The following is a 16,399-nucleotide window of genomic DNA, read 5'->3' as shown; positions in this document are numbered from 1 at the left end:
CGCGGGCTACCGGACCAGTGCCAGGGCGTGCGCGTTGTACTCGGCGATCAGCCGCTGGGCGGTGGACAGGTCGCGCCGGACCAGGGAGTCGGCCAGGGCGCAGTGGCCGTGCCAGAGGCGGTTGGTGAGGTCGGGGGCGCGGCGCAGCAGCGGCACCGCGTACATCCAGGTCTGGACCCGGATCCGGTCCAGGAAGTCGCTGATGTAGGCGTTGTTCACGATGTTGCCGAGCTCGCGCCAGAACCGCAGGTCGTAGCCGATGAGCACGTCCAGGTCGCCGGCCCGGGCGGCCCGCTCGGCCTCGTCGGCGCGGCGCCGGATGGAGATCAGCACCTCGGCGGGGGTGGCGGCGAGCGCCTCCTCGGCGCCGCTGCGGAAGATCCCCTCGATGACCAGGGTGCGGGCCTCGACCATGGCCCGGAAGTCGTCGGCGGTGAAGGCGTGGACCTTGAAGCCGCGGTGCTGTTCGACGTCGAGCAGCCCCTGGGCACAGAGGTCGAGCAGCGCCTCGCGGACCGGGGTGGCGGAGACGCCGTACTGCTCGGCGATCTCCTTGACGGTGAACGGGTGGCCGCACGGCAGCCGGCCCGCCAGGACCTCGTCGCGCAGGGCGTCGGCGATCTGCTGACGCAGGGTGCTGCGACGTATGACTGTGCTGTCTCCGCCGGCCGCCATCGTGTGCGTCTCCTTCGCCGTCCCTGACCGCGGGTGGCAGCGGCCCCCGCCAACCATAGGCGAGGGCCGCGGGGTGCCGCTCCGCACGGCGGCCGCTCAGGCGGTGGCGTGCGCGTCGGCGCTCTGCACTGCGGGTCGTGGCCTCAGTGCGTGTGCGCGTCGGCGCCCAGCACTGCGGGCGGGCCTCAGTGCGTGTGCGCGTCGGCCGCGGTCAGCGCCTCGTCGAGGGCGGTCAGGCCCTCCTTGGCCTCGGCCTCGGTGATCGTGCAGGCCGGGACGACGTGGGTGCGGTTCATGTTGACGAACGGCCACAGCCCGCCGCGCTTGCAGGCCGCGGCGAATTCGGCCATCGGGGCGTTGGCCGCGCCGGACGCGTTGTACGGCACCAGCGGCTCGCGGGTCTCCTTGTTCTTGACCAGGTCAAGGGCCCAGAAGACGCCCAGGCCGCGGACCTCGCCGACGGACGGGTGCCGCTCGGCGATCGCGCGCAGGCCCGGCCCGATGACCTTCTCGCCGATCTCGGCGGCGTTCTCCACGATCCGCTCCTCGGCCATGGCGTTGATCGTCGCGATGGCGGAGGCGCAGGCCAGCGGGTGGCCGGAGTACGTCAGTCCGCCCGGGTACGGCCGCGTGTCGAAGGTCGCGGCGATCTCGGCGCTGATCGCGACACCGCCCAGCGGGACGTAGCCGGAGTTGACGCCCTTGGCGAAGGTGAGCAGGTCGGGGGTGACGCCGAACTGGTCGGCGGCGAACCACGCGCCGGTCCGGCCGAAGCCGGCCATGACCTCGTCGAGGATGAACACGATGCCGTAGCGGTCGCAGATCTCGCGGACGCCGGCGAGGTAGCCGGCCGGCGGGACCATGATGCCGGCGGTGCCCGGGACGGTCTCCAGGATGATCGCGGCGACCGACTGCGGCCCCTCGAAGGCGATGGTCTGCTCCAGGTGCGCCAGCGCGCGCTCGCACTCCTGCTGCTCGGTCTCCGCGTGGAACGGCGAGCGGTACAGGAACGGGCCCCAGAAGTGGACCACGCCGGCCGAGGCGGTGTCGGAGGGCCAGCGGCGCGGGTCACCGGTCAGGTTGATCGCCGCGGCGGTCGCGCCGTGGTACGAGCGGTAGGCGGACAGCACCTTGGCGCGGCCGGTGTGCAGCCGGGCCATCCGGACGGCGTTCTCCACGGCCTCGGCGCCGCCGTTGGTGAAGAAGATCTTGTCGAGGTCACCGGGGGTCCGCTCGGCGATCAGCCGGGCGGCCTCGGACCGTACGTCCACGGCGAACCCGGGCGCGAGCGTGCACAGCTTCCCGGCCTGCTCCTGGATCGCCGCGACGACCTTGGGGTGCTGGTGGCCGATGTTGGTGTTGACCAGCTGGGAGGAGAAGTCGAGGTAGCGGTTGCCGTCGTAGTCCCAGAAGTACGACCCCTCGGCGCCGGCGATCGGCAGCGGGTCGATCAGGCCCTGCGCGGACCAGGAGTGGAAGACGTGGGCGCGGTCGGCGGCCTTGACCGCCGCCCCGGCGGCGGGATCGGCGGCGGGAGAGGGGTGCGTCGTGGTCACGGTCAGTACCTCGGATCGGGTCGCTCGGGTCCGCCGAGGGATGGGCACGGCGAACGTCTCCCAGCGTAAGGATCACGATCCGCGCACCGGTACCGACAGTCTGTATGGCGCTCACCACGCCCACGGACACACTGTCTACGGTCTGGAGGAAGCTACGGGACCGCGCGCCCGCCCGCCGCCGGAAAGGCCGTCCGCACCGCGCGCCGCCAGTGCGCGGCGGTCAGCTCCGGGCGGAGGGCCGACAGCCCGCCGAGGTACTTGGTGAAGTCGGCTGCCCGGACGCCGTGGCCGTGCAGCAGCCGGTCGGCCGCGGTCGGCCGGCCGGTGGTCCTGGTCTCGACGAGGACCAGCCCGCCGTCGGCCCGTACGGTGCGGTCGGTGGTCAGGTCCCGGCAGAGCAGCGCCGCGTCGCAGGTGATGCGCTGGCCGTCCGCGACGAAGGTGGTCCGGGTGTAGGCGGTCTCCAGACAGTGGCCCAGGTCGGCGGGGGCGGCGATGCCGAACGAACGGTCCAGCACGGAGGCGAGGAAGCCGCGGGGGGCCGCGCCGAGGGGCTCGTCACCCGGCAGCAGCGGCTGCCGGTGCTTGACCGTCTCGCCGCGCCTCCCCTTGAGCTTGATCTCGAACTGCCGCTCCCCGGTGTCCTCGTAACGCCGCTCGCGGATCAGGTAGCCGGGCCGGCCGCCCGCCCGGTGATCGTGGAAGAAGCGCAGGTCAGGGGTGTCGTAGTGGACCGAGCGATAGCGGAACCAACGCCGCCCGTTGATGCACAGCACGGCGAACGGACCACCGGGCCGGCGCCGGTCGGTCAATTCGGCGGCCAAGGCGGCGAAGACCTCGACCGGGACGAGATAACTGTGTCCGAAGCGGGTGAGGAGTTCGGCCCGTGCCTGGACGTCGGCGAGCGGTACGGGGCGGGCGGCCATGGCGGCGCGGGCGAGGGCTCGTAACGCGGGAATCACACGGTCTCCTCGGCGGGCGGGACGGGGACGGACGATCGTGCGGATGCGGACGAACGGGCTGTGCGCGTGCTGGTTCTACGTTCCACAACCGCGCCAAGTTCCGCCACACGGAATTCGGCATCCACAACGCCGGGAATCGGCCACGTTCGGGGCCACAAAGACAGAGGGAGAAAGCGACCCCTGTCCCGCGCCGTCAGCGCACGTAGTTCTTCGCTGCCGGGCTATCTTCTTGTGAAGCTTGGCGGTCTGCCGCTTCGCCGAGCGGTAGCCCTTCGATACGGCCTGCGCGTGCTTGGGCTTCCTGCGGGCCATCATGCGCTGATACCGGGCAAGCTTCTGCGCGGCAGTCTTGCCGTGCTGCGCATGGGCAAGGTCGTGGTCGTCGGACGTGGTGGTTGCAGTCTCCTTCACGCCCCAGTCGATACCGATGTCCCGGCCCGTCGCGGGCAGCGCCTCGGTAGTCACAGGGACGACGAATGAGCAGTACCAGTGGCCGAGACTGTCCCGATACACGCGGACACTGGACGGCGGCTTGGGCAGGTCCCGCGACCACACCACGCGCACCACGACACCGCCGGCCAGGTGCAGACGCCCGTCCTTGAGTCGGAAGCCGCGCCGGGTGTAATTCAGCGTCGGCAAGGCTTCGCGCTTCTTCTTGTGCTTGGGCATCCCGGCCCGCTGCCGCATCGGCAACCGGGCCTTGAAATCCTTGAGCGCTTTGGCGCGGGACTTGCCGAAGTCGCGTATGAGCTGCTGCTGAGGAACCGAGCTGCCCTCGCGCAGCCACGGCGTGCGGGCACGAGCCTCGGTCAGCGTCATGTCCAGCCGCGCCGGACCGCACTTCTCACCTTCGGCGTGGGCCTTCTTCGAGCGTGCAACACACTCGTTCCACACCCACCGACACCGATCCCACTCGCCACCCAGCGCGGCGCGAGCACTCGCCGACACCCGCAGACGATAGGTCTACCGGGCATGCCCGACCCCTTCAGTTGACTGCACTTGCGTCGTCATAGCCCTCAACCTCGTTGGTGAGTACGGTAGTTGAGATCCCTGGATTTTATGGGCCGCCCACCGCCGCGACAGCCGGACGATGCATCACCCTGGCGATGGAGAGGCACCACCCGCACCCCGACCTGAAGGCCGGGGCATCGCCGGAGGAAGCCGGTGACGGTCTCGGGCGCGGCGGAGGTAATCGCCTCGAAGTCCCCTCCACCTGAGGCATGCGCTCGACCACAACCACCTGCTGCACTCCTTGCCGGACGAAAACCAGATTGCCGGGCATAGCCAGGCCCGGACAAGCGTTTCATGACGAATCACCCGTTCGAGTGCAGGAAAACACAAGGGCCCGCATCCGTCGGGAAGACGGGCGCGGGCCCTTGACGCAAGCGGTCCCTATGACAGGAACGAGTTGATCTCGATCGTCTCGTCGCGGCCGGGGCCGACGCCGATGGCGGAGATCGGGGCGCCGGACATCTCCTCCAGTGCCTTGACGTACGCCTGGGCGTTCTTCGGCAGGTCGGAGAAGGACTTCGCCTTGGTGATGTCCTCGGACCAGCCGGGCAGCGTCTCGTAGATCGGCTTCGCGTGGTGGAAGTCGCTCTGGCTGTACGGGAGTTCCTCGACGCGCTTGCCGTCGATCTCGTACGCCACGCAGACCGGGATCTGCTCCCAGCCGGTGAGGACGTCGAGCTTGGTGAGGAAGAAGTCGGTCAGGCCGTTCACGCGGGTCGCGTAGCGGGCGATGACCGCGTCGAACCAGCCGCAGCGGCGGTCGCGGCCGGTGGTGACGCCCCGCTCGCCGCCGATGCGGCGCAGCGCCTCGCCGTCCTCGTCGAAGAGCTCGGTCGGGAACGGGCCGGCGCCGACGCGGGTGGTGTACGCCTTCAGGATGCCGATGACCCGGTTGATCTTCGTCGGGCCCACGCCCGCGCCCGTGCAGGCGCCGCCCGCGGTCGGGTTCGAGGAGGTGACGAAGGGGTACGTGCCGTGGTCGATGTCCAGCAGCGTGCCCTGGCCGCCCTCGAAGAGGACGACCTTGTCGTCGTCGAGGGCCTTGTTGAGGATCAGGGTGGTGTCGGCGACGTAGCCCTTGATCTGGTCGGCATAGCCCAGCAGCTCCTCGACGACCTGGCCGGCCTCGATGGCGCGGCGGTTGTAGAGCTTGGTCAGCAGCTGGTTCTTGACGTCGAGCGCCGCCTCGACCTTCTGCGTGAGGATCGACTCGTCGTAGAGGTCCTGGACGCGGATGCCGACGCGGTTGATCTTGTCGGCGTAGGTCGGGCCGATGCCGCGGCCGGTGGTGCCGATCTTCCGCTTGCCGAGGAACCGTTCCGTCACCTTGTCGACGGTGATGTTGTACGGCGTGATCAGGTGCGCGTTACCGCTGAGCAGCAGCTTGGACGTGTCGACGCCGCGCTCGTTGAGTCCGCTCAGCTCGGAGAGCAGGACCGCCGGGTCGACGACGACACCGTTGCCGATGACCGGGGTACACCCCGGCGAGAGGATTCCGGAGGGGAGGAGATGCAGCGCGTACTTCTGGTCGCCCACGACGACCGTGTGGCCGGCGTTGTTGCCGCCCTGGTAGCGCACCACGTAATCGACGGATCCACCGAGCAGGTCGGTGGCCTTCCCCTTGCCCTCATCACCCCACTGAGCACCGAGCAGCACAAGTGCGGGCACAGGCGTACACCCCTTCCGGGCGGGGCATGTCCAACGTGCGTGGATGGCGTGGCGTTGCGTGTTCACGCGTCCGTCATCGCTGCAGCCGTCGAACCGGTGCCCCGGAATAGACGAAGCCCCTGGCGCAATAGCGCAAGGGGCTCTTGCACCGAGATGCTACCTGAGGAAGGACCGAGGTGTCGGCGCAGGCTTCTGGGCACTCTCCCGTGGACTCCGTTCGGGGGTACCCCTGCTCGTGGTCATCGATCCGGTCGCGCGCAGTACGGACGGGGAGTCTGTCCGGATCGCGCGGGATGTGCTGTGTGCGGGCGCGGGGGGTTCGGGGGCGAAGATCTGCCTGCCGGAGGGGCCGGAGGAGTTCGCGCGGGCGCTGGCCCGGCGGGGGCAGCGGCGGCCGGTGGTGATCGGCGACGACCGGGCGCTGCTGCGGGTCGTGGGGCTGCTGCACAGGGAGCGGGAGCTGGCCGGGGTGCCGGTGTCGATGGTCCCGGTGGGGGCGCCGGCCGCGGTGGCGCTGAGCCGCTCGCTGGGCGTCCCGCAGGACACCGTCGCCGCGGCGCGGACGGTGCTGGACGGTGCGGAGCGTGCGATGGACCTGCTGACGGACGACAGCGGTGGGATCGTGCTGGGCGGGCTGCGGATCCCGTGCGGGCGGGACGGCGGACGGAACGGCGGGCGGCGCGCGGCGGCCGGCCCGGGGCGCCGGGTGTTCGTGCCGGGTGCGGCCGGGCCGGTGGACGCCGGGGAGCCCGCGACGGGCGCGGAGGGCGCGGGGCCTTCCGGGGCGGACGGGTCGCCGGCCGTGGTGGGCGCCGACGGGCCCCGGCCGTGGTGGGGGCCGGCCGCCCGGACCGCGCGGACCGCGCTGGCGCTGCTGGCACCGGCGTCCGGGCGCTGGGGGTCGTCCCGTACGGAGGCCGGGGCGGCGGGCGGCCGGCGCGTGCGGGTGCCGGGGCAGCGGCTGCGGATCGAGGCGGACGGGGTGCTGCTGGCGGACCTGGACCGGCCGGTGCGCGGGGTGTCGGTGGTGCCGGGCGGGCAGGCCGGGGCGGGGTGGCCGGGGGCCGGGAGCGGTCGCGGCGAGGGTGTCGGCGACGGCCGGGACGGCGGCGGGGAGCTGGCCGAGGTCGTGGTGCACTGGCCGGGCGGCGGGCATCCGGTACGGGCCCGGGCGCGGGCCGTGACGGTGTCCGGCGCGGACTTCCACTACCGGGCGGACGCGGTGGTCGGCGGCCCGGTGCGGACCCGTACGTGGACGGTGCAACCGGGGGCCTGGCGACTGCAGCTGCCGCGGCGGGGGTGAACGGCGGGCGGCGGGGGTGAACGGCGGGCGGCGGGACCGAGGCTCCGGGCGGTGGGCCAGGGGCGGACGTCGGGACCGAGGCTCCGGGCAGTGGTCGAGCGGGCGGGCGGCGGGACCGAGGCTCCGGGTAGTGGTCGAGCGGGCGGGCGGCGGGACCGAGGCTCCGGGTAGTGGGCCCAGCGGGCGGGCGGCGAGGCTGAGGCGGGTGGCCGCCGGCCGCCGCGGCGCTCAGCCCTCGGGGCGTCGTAGCCCGCGCGCAGTTCGTCGCGGTGGTCGCGCCAGCGGTCCAGCAGGACGGGCAGCTCCTTCTGCAGGAACGCGAAGAAGACCAGGGTCTCGTTGAGCCGGCGGCCGGCCGGGGAGTCCGGGCCGAGGCTGTCGACGCCCTCGCGCAGCGTGCCCTCCCAGCGGGCGAGCACGTTCTCCCGGCGGGTCAGCGCCTCGTACCACTGGTCGCTGTGGACGCGGTAGCGGTCGCGGCGGGAGCCGGGCTCGCGCTCGCGGCTGATCATGTCGACCTGGGAGAGGTAGCGCACCGCGCCGGAGACCGCGGCCGGGCTGATCTGGAGCCGTTCGCCGAGCTCGGCGGAGGTCAGCACGCCGGAGTCGGAGGCGAGCAGGCAGGCGAAGACGCGGGCCGGCATGCGGGCCATGCCGGCGTCCACCAGCTGGGCCGCGAACCGTTCGACGAACTGGGAGATCGCCTGGGGGGCGCGGGGGTCGGCAGCCCGCCGCCCGTCGCCGCCGTCCGTACCGGCCGCACGTCGCGCATTGCTCATGTCCGCATCCTCTCCCCTGATCAACGCCACCCCGCTCAACTTTATACGGTTTCTTAACTTCACAAATTTGTGAAACACGCGTAGCTTCCAAAGCATGACCAAGCCAATCGCTCCCGCTCCCGCGATCAGGGTGGACGGTCTCCACAAGGCCTTCGGGCGGACCCACGCGCTGGACGGCCTCGATCTCACCGTCGAGGCCGGCGAGGTGCACGGCTTCCTCGGGCCCAACGGCGCCGGGAAGTCCACCACCATCCGCGTGCTGCTCGGCCTGCTGCGCGCCGACCGCGGCACCGTCCGGCTCCTGGACCGCGACCCCTGGCACGACGCCGTTGCGCTGCACCGCCGCATCGCCTACGTCCCCGGCGATGTCACCCTGTGGCGCAACCTCTCCGGCGGCGAGGTCATCGATCTGTACGGGCGGCTGCGCGGCGGACTGGACGCGCGGCGCCGTGCCGAGCTCATCGAGCGCTTCGAGCTCGACCCGACCAAGAAGGGGCGCACCTACTCCAAGGGCAACCGGCAGAAGGTCGCCCTGGTCGCCGCCTTCGCCTCCGACGTCGACCTGCTCATCCTCGACGAACCGACCTCCGGGCTCGACCCGTTGATGGAGGAGGTCTTCCAGAACTGCGTCGCCGAGGAGCGCGACCGCGGCCGTACGGTACTGCTCTCCAGCCACGTACTGTCCGAGGTCGAGGCGCTCTGCGACCGGGTCAGCATCATCCGCAAGGGGCGGACGGTCGAGTCCGGGTCGCTCGGCGAGCTGCGGCACCTGACCCGCACGTCGATCGTGGCCGAACTGGCGGGTCCCCCCAATGGTTTGGCCGCGCTCCCCGGTGTCCACGACCTGGACGTCCAGGGACACCGGGTCCGGCTACAGGTCGACACCGACAAGCTCGACGCCGTGCTGCGGTCGCTGGGCACCTCTGGGGTGCGCAGCCTGACCAGCACCCCACCCACCCTGGAAGAGCTGTTCCTGCGGCACTACCAGGACGACGTACGGGGCGGGGCCGACCGCGACCGGACGGCGGTCGCCCGATGACCGCCGTGGCCGCCGCGGTGCCCGCCGGCACCGCCCGCTCCCGCCAACTGGCCGGTACCGGCGCCCTGTTGCGGCTCGCCCTGCGCCGCGACCGGGTGATGATCCCGGCCTGGGTGCTCGGCCTCGGCCTGGTCGTGGCGAGCATGGGCTCGTCCTTCGAGGCGCTCTACGACACCTCCGCCGAGCGCGCCGAACTGGCCGGCTCGATGACCGCCAACGGCTCGCTGCGGGCGCTGTACGGCCCCGTCTTCAGCGACTCCCTCGGCGGCCTGATCGCCTGGCGGATGGCCGGGTTCGGGGCGGTGCTGGCCGCGGTGATGAGCCTGCTGATCGTCGTCCGGCACACCCGCGAGGAGGAGGAGACGGGTCGTCAGGAGCTGCTGTCCGCGGCGATGGTGGGCCGCCGGGCACCACTGACCGCGGCCCTGCTGGCGGCGCTGCTCGCCAACACCGTACTCGTCGTGCTGATCGCGGCGGGGCTCGCCCGGTCCGGCCGGCCGGCCGCCGGCTCGCTGGCCCTCGGGCTCGCCATCGGCGGCACCGGCATGCTCTTCGCCGGACTGGCCGCCATCGCCGCCCAGCTCACCGAGAGCGCCCGGATGGCCAAGGGGCTGTCCGGCGCGGTGCTCGGCCTCGCCTTCGCGCTGCGCGGCGCGGGCGATGCCGCCGACGGCACCGCCGGCTCCCCGCTCACCTGGGCCTCACCGCTCGGCTGGGCGGAGAACCTGCGGGCGTACGCCGACGAGCGCTGGTGGGTGGTGCTGCTCTTCCTGGCGGGCACCGCGCTCACCGTCGCCGCCGCCTACGCGCTGACCGCCCGCCGCGACCTCGGCATGAGCTTCCTGCCCGCCCGGCCCGGTCCGGCGGTCGCCCCGCGCACGCTGGCCGGCCCGTTCGGTCTGGCCTGGCGGCTGCAGCGGACGACCCTCGGCGGCTGGACGCTCGGCTATGTGTGCGCCGGCGCGGTCTTCGGCGGGATCGCGAGGGGCGCGACCGACATGGTCGGCGGCAACCAGCAGACCCGCGAGATCTTCGAGCGGATGGGCGGGCAGGCGCGGCTGACCGACGCCTTCCTGGCCACGATGGTCGGCATGCTCGGCATGGTCGCCGCGATCTACGCGGCCGGTGCGGTGCTCCGGCTGCGCGGCGAGGAGACCGCCGACCGGGCCGAACCGGTGCTGGCCGGTGCGGTGGGCCGGCTCCGCTGGGCCGCCGGCCATCTGGCCGTCGCCTACGCCGGCACGGCCGTCGTCCTCGGCTTCGGCGGGCTGGCGCTGGGCGTCTCGTACGGCATCTCGGTCGGCGACCTGGGCCGGGTGGGGCCGGTGCTGGCCGCGGCGCTCGCCCAGGTCCCGGCGGTCTGGACGCTCACCGGCCTGGCGGTGCTGGCCTTCGGGCTGCTGCCCCGGGCCACCACGGCCGTGTGGGCGGTGGTCGGCGGCTGCCTGGCGCTCGGCTGGATCGGCCCGGCGCTGAAGTTCCCCCAGTGGGCCATGGACCTTTCGCCCTACGGCCACCTGCCCAAGCTCCCGGGCACGGAGGCCACCGCGGCCCCGTTCGTCTGGCTGCTGGCCCTCTCCGCCGTCTTCCTCGCCGCCGGCCTGGCCGGCTTCCGCCGGCGGGACATCGGCTGATCCCGCCCGGCGGTTTCACGTGAAACGGCCACCCGCGGGCGTAGGCCGCCGTTTCACGTGAAACACCAACCCGCCGACGTACGCCGCCGTTTCACGTGAAACACCCCCACAGCCGTACGCCGCCGGAGCTGTAGCGGACTCCGGCGGCGTACTCGTGTCCACAGGCTGTGGATCGCGGTGGGGTCAGGCGCCGGGTGTCACCAGCCGCGCCTCGTACGCGAACACCGCCGCCTGCGTGCGGTCGCGCAGGCCGAGCTTCACCAGGATGCGGCTGACGTGCGTCTTCACCGTCGATTCGGCGACGACGAGATGGGCCGCGATCTCTCCGTTCGACAGGCCCTGGGCGACCAGCACCAGTACCTCGGTCTCGCGTTCCGTCAGATCGGCGATGCGCTCCTGGGCGGGCGCGCGGGGCGTCCCCAGCCGGGAGAACTCGGAGATCAGGCGCTTGGTGACGGTCGGGGCCAGCAGGGCCTCGCCGGAGGCGACGATCCGCACGCCCTCGGCGAGCTGGCCGGCCGAGGCGTCCTTCAGCAGGAAGCCGCTGGCCCCGGCGCGCAGCGCCTGGTAGACGTACTCGTCCAGATCGAAGGTGGTCAGGACCAGGACCTTGGCGTCCGCGTCGGCGGCGACGATCTCGCGGGTCGCGTCCAGACCGTTCATCTCCGGCATGCGGATGTCCATCAGGACGACATCGGGCTTGAGCTCCGCGACCTTCCGCACCGCCTGGCGGCCGTCCACGGCCTCCCCGACGACCTCGATGTCCGGCATGGCGTTGAGCAGGACGGAGAACCCTTCGCGGACCATCACCTGGTCGTCGACGATCAGCACCCGGATCATGCCGCACCTCCCTTGGCGGTGGTCTCGGACGGGGCGACCGGGATGAACGCCGCGACCTCGAAGCCGCCGTCCTCGGTGTGGTCGGCGGTCATCTCGCCGCCCAGCATCTGCACCCGCTCGCGCATGCCCAGCACACCATGTCCCGCGCCCGGGGAGGGCTTGGCCAGCCGGCTCGGGGCGCCGTTGACGATCCGCAGGCCGAGCCCGCCGAGCACGTAGGAGATCTCCACCCGGGCGTCGGCACCCGGCGCATGGCGCAGCGTGTTGCTCAGCGCCTCCTGCACGATCCGGTACGCGGAGAGCTCCACGCCCTGCGGCAGCGGACGCGGCGCACCGACGATCACCGCCTCGACGGTCAGGCCGGCGCCGCGGACGCTGTCCAGCAACGCATCGAGGCTGGCCAGGGTCGGCTGCGGGGCCTCCGGGTCGACCTCCCTGAACGCGTCCGGGTCCTCGGAACGGACCACGCCCAGGATGCGGCGGAGCTCGGTGAGCGCGGCGACGGCGTTCTCGCGGATGGTGGCGAAGGACGTGGCGAGCTCGGGCGGGGTGTTCTCGACCCGGTACGGGGCCGCCTCGGCCTGGATGGCGATCACGGACATGTGGTGGGCCACCACGTCGTGCAGCTCACGGGCGATCAGGGCGCGCTCCTCCAGCAGCGTGCGCCGGGACCGCTCCTCGGCGGTCACGGTCTGCGTCTCGACGACCTGCCGGCGCTCCTCGCGCCAGGCACGGACCGCGGCGGCGGAGATCAGCACCACTCCGGCGAAGACCGCCGTCGGCGGCACATCGCCCGGGTCGCCGCCGGTGAGCGCCGTCAGCACGGCCGCCAGCGAGAAGGTGACCAGCCACATCTCCACCGCCAGCCGCGGGCGGGTGCGCAGCACCACGAGGACCATCGTGGCGATCAGGGTCGCGAAGGGGGCGGCGGCGAAGTAGTTGGCGAAGGGGGAGAACGCCGCGGTGGCGAACACCGACACCCCGAAGGCACTCAGCGACAGCCAGAAGGCGCCCACCGGCCGGAAGAGCGTGATCGCCGGCGCGGCGGCGATCAGCAGGCTGAAGCCGGCGGCCAGGACGTCCGCCACCGGCCCGACGCCGTGGTACATGGTGAGGCTCGCCAGGAAGACCAGCCCCGAGAAACCGCTGACGAAGAGGTGCGGCAGCCAGCGCGCCCAGTGCCGCAGCCGTTCCGGCAGCCACGGGACCCACCGGTTCACCTTGGCGTCCTCCAGCGGCGGCATCGGGCGGAAGGCGAAGGCGTCGACGAACAGGTCCTGGCGCAGCCGATGCAGCGCACCATGAGCTATCCGGGCCTCTGAGCGCAGGGTGCTCTGCGACTGGGTCTTCTCGTTCACGCAGACAACGGTAAGCAGAGACGGACCGCCGGGCGTCCCCACCAATGGGGATCTGCCGGGGTCCGTCTCAAGTACTACCTGGTCGGCGCGGTGCCGGGGATCACCGCGGAACGGGCCCGGGCAGCAACCCGCACAGGGTGGCGCAGGCCGGGGTGCCCGGTGTCACCGGGGCGTAGTGCCCGACGCCCGGCAGCTCGCGCAGCTCGGTGCTGCCGGGGTGCGCCGCGGCGTACCGGCGGGAGAGCTCCGGGGGGACGTCCGGGTCGTCGGTGCCGTGCAGGATCGTCACCGGGACGCCGGCCGGTGGATGGCGGACCGGGTCGGCGGCGGCCAGGCGTTCCGCCAGGCCGGGCTCCGGTCCGAGCAGCTCCGCCACCGCCCCGTCGCTGAGGCCCAGCTCATGGGCGCGGGCCAGGTCGGCGACCGGCGAGACGGCCAGCACCCGGGCGACCGGGGTGCCGGGCCGGGCCGCGGCGAGCAGCGCGAGGTGGCCGCCCGCCGAGTGCCCGACCAGCACCGGAGCGCCGGCGCCGGGTGTCAACGCCGCCACGGCCGCGATGCCGGCCGCCACGTCCTCGAAGGTCCGCGGCGCGCCGCCGCCCGCCCCGACCCTGCGGTACTCGACGAGCGCGACCGGCCGCCCCTGCCCGGCCAGCGCGGCGGCCAGCGGCGACAGATGGCACCGGTCGTAGGCCGCGCGCCAGAACCCGCCGTGCAGCAGCACCACCGGCGGGCCGGTGACGGCGTCCCACGGGCCGTGGAGATCGACGACCTGGTCCGGGTGCGGCCCGTAGGCCAGCGTGCGGTCCGGCGCCACCGGGGCGAGCCCCAGCAGCGCCGACTCCTCGTCCGCCGCGCTCACCCGGCGGTCCCGGGCGCCACCGCGTCCGGCTGCGCGCCCAGCACCTCGCCGAGCACCCGCGCCGCCCGCTCCGCGTCCGCGAAGGAGGTGTAGAGCGGGGTGAAGCCGAAGCGCAGCACGTCCGGGTGGCGGAAGTCGCCGACCACGCCGCGCCGGATCAGCTCGTCCATCACCTCGCCGGCACCCGCACACTCCAGCGCCACCTGGCTGCCGCGCTGCCGGTGGTCGGCCGGGGTGACCGACCGGACCCGGCCCGGCGGCACATGGGCCGCCACGCACTCCAGGAAGAAGTCGGTCAGCGCCAGGCTCTTGGCCCGCACCTCCTCGATGGACACCCCGTCCCAGGCCTCCAGCGCCGCCTCCAGCGCCAGCAGCGACAGGATGTCGGGGGTGCCGACCCGGCCGCGCAGGATGCCGTCGGCGGGGGCGTAGCCGGGGTCCATCGCGAACGGGTCGGCGTGCGAGTTCCAGCCCGGCAGCGGTGACTCGAACCGCTCCTGGAGCCCCTCGCGGACGTAGAGGTACGCGGGCGAACCCGGGCCGCCGTTGAGGTACTTGTACGTGCAGCCGACCGCGAGGTCCACGCCGTACGCGTCGAGGCCGACCGGCAGCGCGCCCGCGCTGTGGCACAGGTCCCAGACGGCCAGCGCGCCCGCGGAGTGCAGCGCGGCGGTGATGGACGGCAGGTCGTTGAGCCGGCCGGTGCGGTAGTCGACGTGGTTGACCAGCGCGACCGCGGTGCGTTCGGTGACCTCGTCGGCGATCCGGGCGGGCTCCACCGGCCGCACCGCGAGTCCGGTCATCCGCGCCGCCGACCGGGCGATGTAGCCGTCGGTCGGGAAGGTCGTGGCGTCGACGAGGATCTCCGTACAGCCCTTCCCGGCCATCCGGACGCCGCCCACCACGGCCTTGAAGATGTTCACGCTGGTCGAGTCGCCGACCACCACCCGGCCGGGACCGGCCCCGATCAGCGGAGCGATCTTGTCGCCGATCCGCTCGGGCGCGGTCCACCAGCCGGATTCGGTCCACGAGCGGATGCGCAGCTCGCCCCACTCGCGGGCGACCACGTCGGCGATCCGCCCGGGCACCGCCCGGGGCAGCGCGCCGAGGGAGTTGCCGTCCAGATAGACGGTGTCGTCGAGGACGAACCGCTCACGGACCGCGGCGAGCGGATCGGCGGCGTCCAACTCCGCCGCGCGTATCGCCAGTTCGCTCCCGGACGCGGGAGCCACGGGGAACTCGGGGGTCTCAGACATGGCTGCGCGCCGTCCACAGCTCGGGGAACACGTTCTTGCGGGCCCGCTTCTCCAGCCAGGCGACGCCCGCGGAACCACCGGTACCCATTTTCGCCCCCATTGCCCGCCGGGTCGCGACCAGATGGTCGTTGCGCCATCGCCAGACCAGCTCGGCGACCTCGGTCAGCGCCTCGCCCAGCCGGACCAGCTCGGACTCCTGCTCCCCCGCGTAGATCTCCGCCCACACGGCCTCCACCGCCGGGTCCGGCTCGTAGCGCTGCGCCGGGTCCCGCTCCAGTACGGCCGCGGGGACCGGGTGGCCGCGGCGGGCCAGCAGCCGCAGCACCTCGTCCCACAGGCTCGGCTCGTGCAGCGCCTTCTCCAGCTCGGCGTGCGCGCGGGGGGCGCCGCGGTGCGGCACCAGCATCGACGCGGACTTCTCACCGAGCAGGAACTCCAGCCGCCGGTACATCGCCGACTGGAACCCGGAACCCTCGCCGAGCGCGCTGCGGTAGGCGTTGAACTGGGCCGGGGTCAGCTTGGCCAGCGGCTTCCACGCGGCGTTCAGCGCCTCCAGCTCGTACGCGGAGCGGCGCAGCGCGTCGATGGCCACCGGCAGGTCGTCACGGCGCAGCGCCTCGGCCGCGGTCCGCCACTCGTGGACGATGACGGTGAACCACAGCTCCATGACCTGGGTGGTGACCAGGAAGACCATCTCGCCGGGATCGTCGGAGAGCGGCTGCTGGAGATGGGTGAGGACGTCCGCCTGGACGTAGTCCTCGTACGGGGTGGTACCTGCGAAGTCGAGGTTCGGGGTCTCAGGCTCCTGAGCCCCGCCGGTTACCTCGTGGGACATCGCTGTCTCCTCGAAACGTACTCCGGGTAGCGGTCCGCCCCTGCCGATTCCGGCACGGGGGCCCCGGTCCCCACCGGGCATCTTCCGCAATGGTCCCTGGCATGTGCAAGGCCCGCCTGGTCTGGAGGCCAGGCGGGCCAGCGGGCACCTTCGCGGGCGCGGCGCCGTGGGCCGGGTCCCGTCGGGGCCCGCGGTCGCGTCGGGGGGTCAGCCCAGGGTCTGGGCGGCCGTCGGCGAGGAGTCCTTCAGGAACTGCGAGCAGCGCTCGTACTCGTCCTGCTCGCCGATCGCCCCGGCGGCCCGGGCGAGGGCGTGCAGCGCCCGCAGGAAGCCGCGGTTGGGCTCGTGCTCGAACGGCACCGGGCCGTGGCCCTTCCAGCCGGCCCGGCGCAGCGCGTCCAGGCCGCGGTGGTAGCCGGTGCGGGCGTACGCGTACGACTCGACGACCCGGCCGCCCTCGAACGCGTCGTCCGCGAGCTGCGCCCAGGCGAGGGAGGACGTCGGGTACTTCGCGGCGACATCGGCCGGCGCGGTACCGGCCGCGAGCGCCTCACGGGGCTCGGGGTCGTCGGGGAGGTGGGTGGGGGGCGGTCCCCCCAGCAGGTTTTCGTGAATGGGCAT

General features: G+C 72.9%; 13 protein-coding genes and 2 pseudogenes. 3 read left to right on the top strand and 12 right to left on the bottom strand.

Features of this window, described 5'->3' with window-relative positions; genetic code table 11:
• Positions 1-6: 6 nt before the first annotated feature.
• From OJ254_RS10175 to OJ254_RS10155, 5 genes and pseudogenes are all read right to left on the bottom strand, one after another.
• Entirely contained in the window at positions 7-675 is a 669-nt protein-coding gene (locus OJ254_RS10175; RefSeq protein ID WP_265362087.1) for a GntR family transcriptional regulator, read from the bottom strand.
• Between the two features lie 185 nt (positions 676-860).
• Entirely contained in the window at positions 861-2,231 is a 1,371-nt protein-coding gene (locus tag OJ254_RS10170; protein ID WP_265362086.1) for an aspartate aminotransferase family protein, read from the bottom strand.
• A gap of 152 nt (positions 2,232-2,383) precedes the next feature.
• A complete protein-coding gene (locus OJ254_RS10165; RefSeq protein WP_265362085.1) occupies positions 2,384-3,193 on the bottom strand; it encodes a VTC domain-containing protein in 810 nt (269 codons plus the stop codon).
• Between the two features lie 201 nt (positions 3,194-3,394).
• Positions 3,395-4,147 (bottom strand): annotated as a pseudogene (locus OJ254_RS10160) (RNA-guided endonuclease InsQ/TnpB family protein); the annotation flags it as partial.
• 438 nt (positions 4,148-4,585) lie between these two features.
• A complete protein-coding gene (locus tag OJ254_RS10155) occupies positions 4,586-5,872 on the bottom strand; it encodes an adenylosuccinate synthase (protein ID WP_261956893.1) in 1,287 nt (428 codons plus the stop codon).
• Between the two features lie 235 nt (positions 5,873-6,107).
• Here OJ254_RS10155 and OJ254_RS10150 point away from each other — a divergent pair, with 235 nt between their 5' ends.
• Positions 6,108-7,175 (top strand): diacylglycerol kinase catalytic domain-containing protein, encoded by a 1,068-nt coding sequence (locus OJ254_RS10150; RefSeq protein WP_265362084.1) that lies wholly within the window; start codon positions 6,108-6,110, stop codon positions 7,173-7,175.
• 257 nt (positions 7,176-7,432) lie between these two features.
• Here OJ254_RS10150 and OJ254_RS10145 read toward each other — a convergent pair.
• Positions 7,433-7,954: pseudogene (locus OJ254_RS10145) on the bottom strand (GbsR/MarR family transcriptional regulator); the annotation flags it as partial.
• Positions 7,955-8,048: 94 nt separating this feature from the next.
• Here OJ254_RS10145 and OJ254_RS10140 point away from each other — a divergent pair.
• Both OJ254_RS10140 and OJ254_RS10135 read left to right on the top strand, forming a co-directional pair.
• Entirely contained in the window at positions 8,049-8,993 is a 945-nt protein-coding gene (locus OJ254_RS10140) for an ABC transporter ATP-binding protein (RefSeq protein WP_265362083.1), read from the top strand.
• Positions 8,990-10,627 carry an ABC transporter permease gene (locus OJ254_RS10135; RefSeq protein WP_265362082.1) on the top strand — a complete coding sequence of 546 codons (1,638 nt, stop codon included), beginning with the start codon at positions 8,990-8,992 and terminating at the stop codon, positions 10,625-10,627. Before OJ254_RS10140 ends, OJ254_RS10135 begins: the two co-directional genes overlap by 4 nt.
• 183 nt (positions 10,628-10,810) lie before the next feature.
• Here OJ254_RS10135 and OJ254_RS10130 read toward each other — a convergent pair whose 3' ends face one another.
• The 6 genes from OJ254_RS10130 to OJ254_RS10105 all read right to left on the bottom strand — a co-directional run bounded on the left by OJ254_RS10130 (position 10,811) and on the right by OJ254_RS10105 (position 16,399).
• Positions 10,811-11,467, bottom strand: a complete 657-nt coding sequence (locus tag OJ254_RS10130) for a response regulator (RefSeq protein ID WP_030414463.1) — start codon at positions 11,465-11,467, stop codon at positions 10,811-10,813.
• Positions 11,464-12,825, bottom strand: coding sequence for a sensor histidine kinase (locus OJ254_RS10125; protein WP_265362081.1), 1,362 nt, complete (start codon positions 12,823-12,825; stop codon positions 11,464-11,466). Before OJ254_RS10125 ends, OJ254_RS10130 begins: the two co-directional genes overlap by 4 nt.
• A gap of 100 nt (positions 12,826-12,925) precedes the next feature.
• Positions 12,926-13,687, bottom strand: a complete 762-nt coding sequence (locus OJ254_RS10120; RefSeq protein ID WP_265362080.1) for an alpha/beta hydrolase — start codon at positions 13,685-13,687, stop codon at positions 12,926-12,928.
• Positions 13,684-14,943, bottom strand: a complete 1,260-nt coding sequence (gene kynU, locus OJ254_RS10115; protein ID WP_265362079.1) for a kynureninase — start codon at positions 14,941-14,943, stop codon at positions 13,684-13,686. The genes OJ254_RS10120 and kynU overlap by 4 nt, the downstream gene beginning before the upstream one ends.
• Positions 14,936-15,778, bottom strand: a complete 843-nt coding sequence (locus OJ254_RS10110) for a tryptophan 2,3-dioxygenase family protein (protein WP_030809928.1) — start codon at positions 15,776-15,778, stop codon at positions 14,936-14,938. Before OJ254_RS10110 ends, kynU begins: the two co-directional genes overlap by 8 nt.
• 207 nt (positions 15,779-15,985) lie before the next feature.
• Positions 15,986-16,399, bottom strand: coding sequence for a DUF3151 domain-containing protein (locus OJ254_RS10105; protein ID WP_261956886.1), 414 nt, complete (start codon positions 16,397-16,399; stop codon positions 15,986-15,988).

It is taken from the genome of Streptomyces endophytica (assembly GCF_026153355.1).
Lineage (GTDB): Bacteria > Actinomycetota > Actinomycetes > Streptomycetales > Streptomycetaceae > Streptomyces > Streptomyces endophytica.
The sequence above is the reverse complement of the archived record's forward strand: the minus strand, read 5'-3'. Positions and strand labels throughout refer to the sequence as shown.

Coding starts and splice junctions, on each gene's coding strand:
- OJ254_RS10175 (WP_265362087.1), bottom strand. CDS start 675: ATGGCGGCCGGCGGAGACAGCACAGTCATACGTCGCAGCACCCTGCGT.
- OJ254_RS10140 (WP_265362083.1), top strand. CDS start 8,049: ATGACCAAGCCAATCGCTCCCGCTCCCGCGATCAGGGTGGACGGTCTC.
- OJ254_RS10135 (WP_265362082.1), top strand. CDS start 8,990: ATGACCGCCGTGGCCGCCGCGGTGCCCGCCGGCACCGCCCGCTCCCGC.
- OJ254_RS10130 (WP_030414463.1), bottom strand. CDS start 11,467: ATGATCCGGGTGCTGATCGTCGACGACCAGGTGATGGTCCGCGAAGGG.
- kynU (WP_265362079.1), bottom strand. CDS start 14,943: ATGTCTGAGACCCCCGAGTTCCCCGTGGCTCCCGCGTCCGGGAGCGAA.
- OJ254_RS10110 (WP_030809928.1), bottom strand. CDS start 15,778: ATGTCCCACGAGGTAACCGGCGGGGCTCAGGAGCCTGAGACCCCGAAC.
- OJ254_RS10105 (WP_261956886.1), bottom strand. CDS start 16,399: ATGCCCATTCACGAAAACCTGCTGGGGGGACCGCCCCCCACCCACCTC.